9 protein-coding genes and 1 pseudogene are annotated in these 11,972 nt (G+C 73.8%); 2 read left to right on the forward strand and 8 right to left on the reverse strand.

The features are described from left to right. Positions 1-87: 87 nt before the first annotated feature. Both OG702_RS02405 and OG702_RS02410 read right to left on the reverse strand, forming a co-directional pair. Positions 88-1,956, reverse strand: coding sequence for an alpha-galactosidase D (locus OG702_RS02405; protein ID WP_327287190.1), 1,869 nt, complete (start codon positions 1,954-1,956; stop codon positions 88-90). A 111-nt stretch (positions 1,957-2,067) separates the two neighbouring features. After that, on the reverse strand, positions 2,068-3,249 hold the full coding sequence (locus OG702_RS02410) for an ROK family transcriptional regulator (protein WP_327287191.1): 1,182 nt from the start codon (positions 3,247-3,249) through the stop codon (positions 2,068-2,070). 287 nt (positions 3,250-3,536) lie between these two features. Here OG702_RS02410 and OG702_RS02415 point away from each other — a divergent pair, with 287 nt between their 5' ends. Continuing rightward, a complete protein-coding gene (locus tag OG702_RS02415; protein ID WP_327287192.1) occupies positions 3,537-5,132 on the forward strand; it encodes a purple acid phosphatase family protein in 1,596 nt (531 codons plus the stop codon). 72 nt (positions 5,133-5,204) lie between these two features. On the opposite strand, the gene OG702_RS02420 is transcribed toward OG702_RS02415, so the two are convergent. From OG702_RS02420 to OG702_RS02435, 4 genes are all read right to left on the reverse strand, one after another. Beyond that, the gene (locus OG702_RS02420; protein WP_327287193.1) at positions 5,205-5,930 is read right to left on the reverse strand and encodes a protein-tyrosine phosphatase family protein; all 726 of its coding nucleotides are present in this window, start codon (positions 5,928-5,930) and stop codon (positions 5,205-5,207) included. A 116-nt stretch (positions 5,931-6,046) separates the two neighbouring features. Then, on the reverse strand, positions 6,047-6,463 hold the full coding sequence (locus OG702_RS02425) for a hypothetical protein (RefSeq protein ID WP_327287194.1): 417 nt from the start codon (positions 6,461-6,463) through the stop codon (positions 6,047-6,049). 123 nt (positions 6,464-6,586) lie between these two features. After that, the gene (locus tag OG702_RS02430; RefSeq protein ID WP_327287195.1) at positions 6,587-7,120 is read right to left on the reverse strand and encodes a hypothetical protein; all 534 of its coding nucleotides are present in this window, start codon (positions 7,118-7,120) and stop codon (positions 6,587-6,589) included. Between the two features lie 270 nt (positions 7,121-7,390). Continuing rightward, positions 7,391-9,184 carry a galactose oxidase early set domain-containing protein gene (locus OG702_RS02435; RefSeq protein ID WP_327287196.1) on the reverse strand — a complete coding sequence of 598 codons (1,794 nt, stop codon included), beginning with the start codon at positions 9,182-9,184 and terminating at the stop codon, positions 7,391-7,393. 261 nt (positions 9,185-9,445) lie between these two features. Between OG702_RS02435 and OG702_RS02440 the strand changes: the two genes are divergently transcribed. After that, positions 9,446-9,859, forward strand: a complete 414-nt coding sequence (locus OG702_RS02440) for a hypothetical protein (protein WP_327287197.1) — start codon at positions 9,446-9,448, stop codon at positions 9,857-9,859. A 208-nt stretch (positions 9,860-10,067) separates the two neighbouring features. Here the strand turns inward: OG702_RS02440 and OG702_RS02445 are convergent. Both OG702_RS02445 and OG702_RS02450 read right to left on the reverse strand, forming a co-directional pair. Next, positions 10,068-11,049 (reverse strand): annotated as a pseudogene (locus tag OG702_RS02445) (DUF692 domain-containing protein); the annotation flags it as partial. After that, a complete protein-coding gene (locus tag OG702_RS02450) occupies positions 11,022-11,912 on the reverse strand; it encodes a TIGR04222 domain-containing membrane protein (protein WP_327287198.1) in 891 nt (296 codons plus the stop codon). The pseudogene OG702_RS02445 and the gene OG702_RS02450, both read right to left, overlap by 28 nt. Between the last annotated feature and the right edge of the window lie 60 nt (positions 11,913-11,972).

Raw genomic sequence — 11,972 nt, forward strand, 5'->3', positions numbered from 1 at the left:
AGGGTGAGGGACGGCGGGAGCGGTCGTGCGGCCTTGACGGGGTGGGGGCGGGCCCGGCCGGTGTCACCGGGCCCCGCCCGGGGTCGGTCAGCCGGACTGCGGCACGTCGATCCGGTCGATGTCGGGCGCGTATCCGTCGGCGCCGCTGTCGAAGGTGATGGTGTTGGCGCCCGCCTTGAGCGCGAGCTGGACGGCGACGGTCTGGACGGTGCCCCAGTCGCCGGTGGACGGGAAGGGCAGGGATGTTCCGTTGCCGCTGTTGGAGCGGACCGTCACCGAGCGCGGATCACCGCTGGTGTAGGCGACCTTGACGGTGTAGATGCCGTCCTTCGCCGCCGTGACGTCGTTGAACCGCAGCGTGCCGCCCGCGTAGAGGTTGCCGACCTTGTGGCCACCGGAACAGGCCGCGCAGTCCGCGACGGAGGCGTTGCCGCCGAGGGTGTTGGCCGCGGACTCCGCCTCGTAGGCCGTCGTCACCAGCGCGTGGCCGGCCGGCTTGACGGTGAAGAGCCGGGAGCCGTGCGCGGGCAGTGCCCCGGTGATGCCGTCCCGGTACGACCCGAGGTTCTGCTTGTTCCACAGGTCACGCACCGAGGCGCTGCCGGCGAAGCCCAGCGACGCCCAGCCCGCGGTGACGGAGGCCGGCGCGCCGGCGAGGTTGAACAGGGCGACGGTGTAGCTGCCGTCGGCGTTCTTCGCGGCCCACACCTGCTGGTCGCCCACCGGGGTGACCGGGCGCGCGACCGGCGAGGCGTTCTGGTCGACGGCGATGACCTCCCGGTTGGTCAGCAGGGAGACGCCGTAGCTGTCCAGCGCGGTGAGGTCGTCGCCGGTGAACAGCGGGGACTTGTTGATGGCCCACAGCGTCAGATAGCTCTGCCGCTCGGCCTTGGTCAGGCCGTCCATCGCGCCGTTGCCGACGTCGACCGCGTCCAGGTCGTTCCAGCCGCCCGGACCCGCCTTGCTGCTCCACGCGGGGGCGTCCTGCCACCGGTTGTCGACCGAGTTCTCCCAGGTGACAAGGGTGTTGCAGTAGCACTCGACGTCGGTGTCGATCCGCCAGCCGTCGGAGTACCGCTGCCAGTCGGCCGCGTGGCCGATGTCCAGTGCCCAGGATATTTCGAGGTGGATGGGCCGGCCGGTGGCGGCGATGGCCTGCTGCCAGGCGGCGACGTCGGGGACGTTGTCGTAGTTGTCACCGGACTTGGCCGAGCCGGGACCGACGCCGTCCAGCTTGAGGAAGTCGTAGCCCCAGTCGGCGAAGGCCCGCGCCTGCGAGTCGACGTACTTCTGCGCGCAGGGGTTGCCGAAGTCCAGCTTGTAGGCGCTGTCCCAGCCGTTGGTGGTGCGCAGGTCCGGGTAGACGATGTCGGCGGTGGTGCAGCCGGGGGCGTTCCAGATCGGCACCTCGCCGTTGCCGTAGGCGCCCTTCTCCAGGCCGACGGGCAGGTAGATGCCGGCCTTGAGGCCCTTGGCGTGGATGTGGTCGGCCACCGGCTTCATGCCGTGCGGGAAGCGGACCGGGTCGGGCCGCTGCCGGCCGTACTGGTCATAGCCGGGCGTCCAGCTGTTGTCCATCCACCAGCCGGCGTCGATGTTGACGTAGTCGTAGCCGTACGGCTTCAGCGTGGTGGCGAGGGCGTCCGCCTGCTTCAGGACGTTCGCCTCGGTGAGGTAGCTGTAGCTGCCTTCCGGGTTGAGACCCGGATACTGCGAGGACTGCATGCTCCAGCTGGACCAGCCCATGTACGGCGTGGCGGCGGTGCCGCCCGCGGCTGCCGCCTGGGCGCCGGCGGCCGCAGGCGGGGCCGCGGGAGCGGCGGCCGCGGCACGGGCGCCGGCGGGCACGGCCGTCGCCAGGCCGGCCGTGACGGCCAGCACCAGCAGGGCTCTGAGCGACCGGCGCACGGGGCCGGTGGCGGCTCCGTGCGGGGCCGGGTAGGACGATGACCGCATGGGGGGCGGACCTCCTGTCGGGGGTACGGGCAAGGGCGTGCCGGAACCGGGAGCGCGTTCCGGGGCAGGGGGGGTCGGAGGGGAAGGGCGGCTCGGCGGCTGCCGCGGCGTCTAGTCCTGGGGGGTGTGGGGGCCGATGAAGGTCTGGATCGCGGTGGCCGCGGCGCCCCGCGCCCACTCCTCGAAGGGCAGCGGGCGAGTCATCACGTCGCACTGTGCGGCGGTGCCGAAGGCCGAACTGGCGAAGGCGGTGCGGATGTCCTCGGCGAAGAGGTCGTAGGCGGCCAGTCCCTCACCGGAGATGATCACCCGCTCTGGACCGAGGACGTTGACCACGGAACCGATGGCGCGGCCGATCGCCGCACCGGCCCGTGCGTAGACCTCCCTGGCCAGCGGGTCCCCGGCGCGGGCCAGTTCCAGGGCCTCGGCGGCGCCGGCCAGCGGCAGGCCGGTGGCGGCGCGGACGGCGCGCAGGATCGCCGGGTCCGACGCGATGCCTTCCACGCATCCGCGGTTGCCGCAGTGGCACGGCGGCCCGAGCGGATCGATGGACAGGTGCCCGATCTCGCCGGCGACGCCGTGCGCCCCCGAGACCACCCGCCCGTGCACCACAAGACCGCAGCCGATGCCGGCGCCGACCGTCACCAGCGCGAAGTCGGACAGGCCCACTCCGGCCCCGAACCACTGTTCGGCCACGGTGAGCGCCCGCACGTCGTTGTCGACGGTGACCGGCAGCCCGGTCGCGGTGCCTGCGACGTCGGCGAGCGGTACGTCCCGCCAGTCCAGGAAGGGCGAGTAGCGCACCACGCCGTCCACCCGGTCGACGTCGCCCGACACGGCGATGCCGAGACCGGACACCGGGACGCCGAACCCGTCCGCCTCCGTGAGGAGTTCCTGCACCATGGCGATGAGCGGCGGCAGCACCGCCGCGGGCTCGCGCCCGCCGAGCGGCGCGTGCCGGGCGACCCGGATGCGGCAGCACAGGTCGGTGAGCACGGCGATGATCTCGTCGCCCGTCACCTTGACACCGATGAACAGCGCCCTGCCGCCGTCCACCCGCACCAGGTTGGCCGGGCGTCCGACGGCGGGCCGCGCGTCCTCGTCCAGGTCCTCGACCAGGTAGCCGACCTCCATCAGCGGGCGTACCGCCTTGGTGACCGCGGCCGGCGACAGCCTGGTCCGCCGGGCGATCTCGGACCGGGTGAGCGGGCCGCGGGACAGCACGGTGGTGAAGACCAGGGAGGCGGCAGGCGTCGTCGCCGGGACCGTCGCGTGCAGAGGGGCTGGGCGCATGGCCGGAAACATAGGATCATTCTTTTCCGCTGTCAACGAAAAAAGCAGAACCCTGCGGAACATCCCCCACAGCCCTCACCCGGCCTGCAAAAGATGCCGACCACCGGGGTATTGACGGATGATCGAAGGCGGGGTTGGCTGGTGGGGCCGCAGTGACAGCGGGGAAGGTGACGCGGGCGGGCAACCCCGGTCAGGCGGCCAACTGCCCACCGTCCAGAGGGAAGCAGACATCCGACGTTCACCCGGGTGTCCCCTGGCGGTTGCCCGGCGCTGCCAGATTGCGCAGCATGGACACACCTCACACGGGTATTGACGCCAGGCTCGCAGCGAAGATGAGCATGGCGGAGCAGCACGAGTATCTGCGGTCCAAGGTGACGCGCCGTCGGATGGTGCTCGGCGGGATCGCCACCGCGGGCACGGTCGCCGCGTCCGGGCTGCTCAGCGGGGTCGCGCAGGCCCAGAGCACCAGCCCGGCACTGCTCACCCGGCCGGCCACCGACCACCACGTCGACGGAGCGCTGGTCGCCCCGTTCGGGCGGCACCTGCAGTTCGGGGCCGACCCGAAGACGCAGTTCACCATCTCCTGGCAGGTGCCGCTCGCGGTCCGCAAGCCGTTCGTGCGGATCGGCCTGCAGCCCTGGTCGCTCAGCCACAGGATCGAGGCCGAGGTCCGGGACCTGCACACCCCGCAGCTGCTGAACAGCAAGCTGCCGCCGGTCGACCAGTTCTACCTGCACACGCGGATCGACGGCCTGCGTCCCGGCACCACGTACTACTACGGCGTCGGCCACGAGGGCTTCGACCCGGCGACCTCGGCGGCCTTCGCCACCATCGGCTCGTTCACCACCGCGCCCGCGCGCAGCGAGCGCTTCACCTTCACCGCCTTCGGCGACCAGGGCGTCAGCTACCACGCGCTGGCCAACGACTCGCTGATCCTGGCGCAGAACCCGGCCTTCCACCTGCACGCGGGCGACATCTGCTACGCCGACCCGGACGGCTCCGGCCAGCAGAGCGACGCGGCCGACTACGACGCGCGCACCTGGGACTCCTTCCTGGCGCAGACCGAGTCGGTGTCGGCCCGGGTGCCGTGGATGGTCACCACCGGCAACCACGACATGGAGGCCTGGTACTCGCCCAACGGCTACGGCGGCCAGGAGGCCCGCTGGACGCTGCCGGGCAACGGCCACGACCCGAAGAACCAGCCGGGCGCCTACTCCTTCGTCTACGGCAACACCGCGGTGATCGCGCTCGACGCGAACGACGTGTCGTACGAGATCCCCGCCAACTACGGGATCACCGGCGGCAAGCAGACCGCGTGGCTGGACCGCACCCTGGCCGGCTACCGCGGCCGCCGGGAGATCGACTTCCTGGTGGTCTTCTTCCACCACTGCGCCTACTCGACCACCAACTCGCACGCCTCCGACGGCGGCGTGCAGGCCGAGTGGGTGCCGATCTTCGAGAAGCACCAGGTCGACCTGGTGATCAACGGCCACAACCACGTCTACGAGCGGACCGACGCGATCCGCAAGGGCGCGGTCGCGCACGCGGTGCCGATCGGGGAGACCACCCGTCCGGCCACCGACGGCACCGTCTACATCACCGCGGGCGGTGCGGGCCGCAGCCTCTACGACTTCCCGGCCCCCGACACCTTCGAGGGCAGCGAGAACCGGGTGGACACGGTGACCACCTGGCACTCGGCCAAGGGCGGCGCGCACGTGGTGGACACCGTGCACTGGTCGCGGGTGCGCTACACCGGCTACTCGTTCGTCTCGGTGGACGTCGAACCTGCCCGCCCGGGCCGCGAGTCGACGCTGACGGTCTCCGCCATCGCCGAGACAGGGCGACGCATCGACCACTTCACGGTCGCGCGCCGCGCCAGGTAATCGCCACCGGCGGCCACGGGAGGTCCCGTGGCCGCCGGACGGTTCAGGACCCGTCGGGTCCCGAGGGGCGGATCACAGCGAGGCCTTGATCCGGCGCGGGGCGTCGAAGAACCGGCTGATGCCGCGTACGAGCGCGGGCGGGCGGGCCGCGCCGCGGGCCGAGACGTTGAGCACGTAGTAGACCTGCTCGATGGAGGGCGGGCCCACCGCCAGCGTCCTGACCGTGGCCTGGTGGACGGTGGCCTGGCCGGTGCGCACCAGGTAGGCCGCGATCATCGAGCCGGTACGGCCGACGCCGGCGCCGCAGTGCACGTACACCGGCCCCGGCGACTGCCGGACGACGGCGAGGAATTCGTCCACCTGACGCCTCGGGGGGGTCTGGCCGTCGCGGATCGGCAGCCGGACCGCGGTGATGCCGGCCCGGGCGGGGCGGGCCAGTTCATCGGCGGGCAGGTGCTCGGCGCGCAGGTCGACCACGGTGCTGATGCCCTGCCGGGCGAGTTCGCGGTAGCCGGCCTGGGCGGGTGCCGAGCCGCGCCACACCTTGCCGTCGACGCGCAGGAAGTGGTTGATGCCGGCCGCGGTGTGCCGCCCGCCGGAGGCGTCGTGGCGGGCCCAGCCGGTCAGCGCGAGCATGCCGCCGGCCGAGCCGGCCCACAGCACGCCGTAGCCGAGCAGCGCGAGGACCAGGAACTTCGCCAGCCGGCGCGGCAGTTGCCGGTACGTGAGAGGTGGTCGCGGGGCCGGGGCGAGGACGGGTGGGGGCGGGGCGACGGGGGGAGCCGGGGACGGGGGCAAGCGCGGGTCACCACCTGGGCGGAAGGCCGGGGACGGGAGCCGCCGCAGCCGTGCCGGCGGCGGCGACCGTGCCAGCAGCGTACCTGCCGCCGCCGTGTCCCCCTCGGGCCTGACGGTCAGTGAGCGCGTATCGCGTCACCGTCGCCCAGCACCGTCGCGGTCGCCCGGTTGGCCGTCGCGTCCGTCAGGCAGCCGCGCAGCCGCAGCTTGTCGTGGGAGCTGAGCGCGGGGCGGACGACGGCCGCGTAGACCCCGCCGGAGAGCCGGTCGAGGCTCGCTGCCGGGCTGTCGGCGGACGTCGAGCGCCGGCAGCTCTCCCACAGGTCCTGGGCGGCGAGCCGGCGGGCCTGTTCGCTGTTGCCGCCGTGCACCTGGATCTGGAAGACCACGATGCTGGCGGCGGAGTTCGGCCGGGACTCGGCGCGGGTCTCGGTGGCGTCGGACAGGGCTCTGACGCCGAGGACCAGCAGCACGACGGCGATCAGCGAGCCGAGCACCGCGGCCGACGTGCGCAGCACGTGCGGACGCGGCACGACAGGCCGGTCCTCCCACTGCGGCAGCGGGCCGCGGACGCCGCCCACCGGGGCGGCCAGCGGGGCGAGCCGGCCCGCCAGGCGGCGTTCGGCGCCGGGGCGGGCGGTGAGGGCGGCGAACCGCTACACCACCCAGGCCAGTCCGGACAGCGCCGCTCCGGTCACCATCAGCACGGGGACGAACACGAAGGTCCGGCCCGTACCGTCAGGGGCGTCGCGGCGCGGGTCGCCGCCGAGCCAGCGGAAGGCGTTCGCCGACCGCTCGTCGCGGGAGTGCTCGAGACGCCGCCTGATCTCGTCGACGCGGCTGTCGGCCTCGGCGAGCCGCCGCTCGATCCGGCCCAGCCTGCCGAGCATCACCACCAGCACCAGGAAACCCTCGACGGCGAGCAGCAGGACCCCCGCGACGATCGCGCGCTGCCACTCCCAGCGGTAGAGGTAGATCACCAGGTAGACGGCGGCGGCGCGCAGCGCGTCGCCACCGCCGGGGAGGCCGGGGGCGCGGCCGGCGGGCACGATCACGAAGCCGGGCAGTACCGGCAGGCCGGCCGCGGCGGCGCGGGCCAGGTTGGCGGCCTTCGCCCCGGACAGGCCCGGATCCCGGGCGGTTGCGGTGTCCAGCGGCGCGACCGCGAGCGCGTCGGCGTCGATCTCCATCAGGGCGCTCCTTCCCGGACGCCGCCGGCCCGGCGGCACCCACCGCCCGGGCTGCGGGTGCCATGCCACCCGGGTGGTCTCTTCCTGCCCTGCTACCACGCTTTGTCACCGAAGTACCTTCCAGGCGCCGCAGGTTGGCCGCTTTCCGTGCACGGCACGGGCGCCGTGACACCGTGCCACCGCCCGGCCCGGCCCGAGGCGGCGGGGACAGCGAAACCCCCCGGGGGCGGCCGGCGGCCGCCCCCGGGGGGCGTGGGCTGGGACGGTGGTTCAGGAAGTGGGCGCCAGCCGGACCCACTTGGCGACGCTGGGCACGCCCTTGTCGTTGAGCAGGAAGAGCATGTAGTAGCCGGGCGGGGCCGCCTTGGCGGACGGTGGCATCTTCAACTCCAGCTGGTTCCCGGCACGGCCGGTGATCTGGAGGTCCAGGTGCCGCTGGCTGGTGTCCACCGAGTGGGTGGAGGTGATGGGCGCCAGCAGGACCGCCCTGCTGACCTGGTCAGGGGTGCTGGTGCCGACCCGCACGTCGGCGCCGTAGCCGACCGGGCCGGTGGGCGCGCTGCTCAGCACCGGTCGGGCGCCCTGGTGCAGATAGGCCGGCTCGTAGATCTCGATGGTGCCGTTCTGGCCCGAGGTGATGTCCGGGTTGTTGGCGATCTGCTGGAGCTCGTCGCCGGTGACCATGATCCGGCCGTCGGGGAGGATGACGGCGTTGGAGTGGTAGCCGCGCGGCAGGCGCTGGGCGGGCCCGAGCCGCCAGGTGCCGTCGGCGTCGCGCATCTCGGTCTGGCGGTACTTCAGGTCGGCGTTCGGGTTGAGGTCGCCGTTGCCGTAGTTGCGGATGTCGTAGGCGCCGTTGACGGTGAGCAGCGTGCCGTCGGGCAGGATGAGCGTGTCGTCCTGGGTGCGGCCGAACGCGCGCGGGGTGTCCTTGTGCCACGCGCCGCCGGAGAAGCGGTAGGTGTTCGGGTCGTTGCGGTTCCCGCCGAGCACCAGGACCGAGTCGGGGCCCTGCGTCCCGCCCGGCAGCGCGATGGCAGAACCGTAGTTGCGCAGGCCCCCGTCGGGACGGTCGGGCAGCTGCGTACGGGACTGGTCGGCCGGGTCGAAGCGCCACTCCTGGTCCGCGTCGCGGCCGAAGCCGTAGATCCTCCCGTCGTTCAGCGCGAAGAGGTGCGGGTAGTCCATCCGGTACGGCGCCTCGGAGGACCACTGGTCGGCGGCGACGCCGTCAGGAGCCTGTGCCGGGTCGGACGGGACCGGGACGCCCTTCGCCGGGAACTGCTCGATGACCGGTGTCGGGGTGCCCCAACCCAGCTCGGACTGGCCGGACATGATGACCTGCCGGCCCTCGGCGTCGGTGACCACGGTCGGATACCAGCGGCCGACCGCCAGATCCTGCTGCTGGTGCCAGGTCTCCGTCCACGGGTCGAAGACCAGCGCGAGCTTGGCCCCGGTGCCGCCGTTGCCGCCCAGATTCCCGCCGAACACGCCGATCATGCCGTTGGGCAGGTAGGAGTGGCCGGCGCAGAAGAACGGGGCGGGCCGCGGCTCGTCGGTCCCGTCCGGCATGTTGACCACCGGCGGCGGTACGGCCTTGAAGGCCGCCGGGCCCTCACCGGCGGCCGGGTCCCAGACGTAGGCGCGGCCGGCGTTGCGGCTGCCGATGACGTCGGTGGGCGCGGGCTCCTTCTGCGGGTTGTCCTCGACGCTCTCGAAGGAGAACAGCAGGACCCTGCCGGTCGGCAGCAGCGCGACATGGACGCCGAAGTCGGGGCTGGAGAAGTAGTCGGTGAACTTCCCCGACTTCGCCGGGTCGAACTTCGCGTTGTCCTTGGCCTGCGTCTCGGTGAGCATCTTCAGCCGCAGGGTGCGGGTGGTCTGCGGGTAGCCGGTCTGGACCGCGCGCGTGGCACGGTCCCCCGACCCGGGGTCGGAGGCGGCCGAGGCCGACAGCGGCGCGGTCAGCGCGGCGGTCGTGCCCAGGGCGAGCACGGCGCCCCAGGCCGCCCGCACCGCCGGCCGTCCGGTGCGCGGGCGGATGCGTGATCTGTTGGGTGACATCGGACTCCTCAGCCCGGCCGCACCGGCGGACGGGACGGACGGCGTGCGGCATACGCCGGTCAGGCCGCACATGTGACTACGGACAGCGATGATTTGATCACGCAGAGTGCGCAATGGGGAGTGGACACAGCGCCGAATCCCGTACGGTCACTCGATAGTGGTCACTCTGGGTGTCCGGCCGCGCTTCCGGTCGGGGGCGTGCTGCAATGACTGGAACCGCTTCGGCGGGAAGTGCGAGGACAGCTGGAAGGAGCGCGTTCAGTGATCAGCAGGACCCTCAAGCGCGCCGCCGCGGCGGTGGGCACCTCGGTGCTCGTCGTCATGGCAGGCGGCGGAACGACAGCCGTGGCGCAGACCACCGTACAGCCGCAGGCGGTGCAAGGCGGCGTGATCAGGGGCGGCGCCGACGGCAGCCCGCGCACGTTGATGTGCCCGCCGGAAGAGAACGTCCTGAGCGGCGGTTTCGCCCTCTCGGCCCCCCGGGGACGGACCCTCGGCCACACCTCGGCGGACCTGGTGGAGAGCCGGCCGACCCCGGACGCCACCGGGTGGACCGTCGCGGTGCGCAAGGACCTCGCCCGGGACGCCCGCAGCCGGCCCGGGCACCGCGGCACCGCGGCCGACCTGACGCTGTTCGTGGTCTGCACGCAGGGCGAGAACACCCCGGGCGGCTGACGGCCCCGCCCGGCCGCCAGGCCCGGCGCCAGACCCGCCGCCAGGCCCGCCGCTCGTCACTCTGCGTCCGCGGAAGGCCGCGCGGGACGAGGAAGGCGGCCACCGCGGGTAGCGGGGACGCTCAGCGGCCGCCATGGGACGCCCACGCGCCGGCCGGGCGCCATCGCGGGAGGAAGCGGCGCCGGCCGCGGGGCGCCGAAGCGGCGTGCGCGTGCTTGGCGCGGAGCGCCTGCGCCTGGACCCGGACGCGTTCCGGGTCGAAGCCGGGCGGCGGCTCGGCGCCGCCGACGAGTGCGGCCAGCAGCCGCTGCTGCGCCGCGCCGAGCGCGGCCCGCTCATCCTCGGACACCGGCGCCCCTGGCCACGGCGCCGCGGATGGCGGCGAGTTCGGCGGCGAGTTCGGCGTCGGCCGGGTAGTCGCCGTCCCGTTCGAGCAGCACGCCCGGCAGCCGGGTCCTGGCCGCGAGGTCGGCGAGCAGGTCGATCACCGCCCGGCCCACCGGGTGGGTGTGGGTGTCGTGCCAGACGCCGTCCCGCTCGGCCCCGCCGGCCACGTGGACGTAGCCGAGCCGCTCCAGCGGGAGGTCGTCGAGCACCCGGTGCGGGTCGATGCCGAGGTTGACGTGCGCGGTGTGCAGGTTGGCGACGTCGACCAGCAGCAGCACGCCGGTGCGTTCGGCGAGTTCGGCGATGAACTGGCCCTCGGTCAGTTCCTCGTCCGGCCAGGCGAGCAGCGGCGCGATGTTCTCCAGCGCCAGCGGGACCGGCAGCTGGTCCTGGGCGATCCTGATGTTCTCGGTGAGGACGCCGAGCGCGGCCCTGGTCCTGGGCACCGGGATCAGGTGCCCGGCGTTCCAGGCGCCGGCCCGGGTGAAGGCGATGTGCTCGCTGACCAGCGGTGCGCCCAGTGCGGTCGCGCACGCGGCGAGATGCGCCAGCCGCCGGGGGTCCGGGCGTTCCGCGCCGCCGAGCGACAGCGAGACGCCGTGCGGGATCACCGTGGTGCCGCGGTCGCGCAGCACGCGCAGCGAGGTGAACAGCCGCCTCGGGACGATCCCTTCCGCGACGGCCTCCACGAAGTCGACGCCGGGCAGCCGCTCGACGGTGAGGTCGATCTGCGGCCGCCAGCCGATGCCGTACCCCAGCGCGGGCGCGGCGGCGGTCACCCGCCGCACCCCCCGCCACCGCATCCGCCGCCGCCACAGCCGCCCCCGCTTCCGCCGCCGGAGTCGCCGCCCGAGGACCCTGACAGCCCCCCGTAGAGGGCGTTGCGCAGGTCGGGGTCCGCCACGCCCGCGGCGCCCAGCACCGCGACGCCGAGGACCGCCGCGGGGACGAGGGAGTCGCCGCCGCCGGCCGGTGCGTAGGCAGCGTCGTAGCGGCCGAACAGCCCCGGGTCGGGCGCACCGCCCTGCCGCGCCCGCTCCAGCAGCCGGTCCCCCGCCAGGGTGCGCCGCGGGACGGCCGCCGCCGTGACGCCCAGGACGACACCGCTGACCACCAGGGCGAGGACCAGCAGGCCGACCGGGCGGCCCAGGTGGATCCCGTTGACGAGTCTGGCCACACCGGCGCAGAACACCGCGAGCATCGGCAGCGCCGCGGCCAGCGACCCGGCCCGCCTGCCTGGCGGGAGCAGCAGGCCGCGGGCGACGGCGTCCCCGGCGATCCGCGACACCGGCTCGCGCGCGGCGGCGCGGGCCCGCACGACCGAGAGGTCGATGCCCCCGGTGCCGCCGAAGCAGGTCAGCACCGCCTGCTGCACCGGCTCGGCCGCCGCGGGCGTCCCGCAGACGGTGATCCGGTGGTTCCGGCCGGCCCGCAGCCGGCCGTCCTCGATGAGCGCCTGCACCGCGGTGTCCACCACCCGCGCCCTGCCGCCGCCGACCACGGCCAGCGTGTAGACGTCAGCGGGCCCGGTGCCGGCCGCCGGATCCGTGTCGTACCGCTTGCGAAGTCCCGCTCTCAGCAGGCCCGTCACCATCCCGGCGCCGGCGAAGGCCGCCGCGTACACCGCCAGGAACTCCGGCCCGCTCATCCCCCATGGCTGGCTCATGCCACCACCCCCGCTGGAGGTGACGCCAGCACCCGGCACGGCGGTTCCGCCACCCGGCAC

It is taken from the genome of Streptomyces sp. NBC_01198, assembly GCF_036010485.1.
In the GTDB taxonomy this organism is placed as follows: Bacteria; Actinomycetota; Actinomycetes; order Streptomycetales; family Streptomycetaceae; genus Actinacidiphila.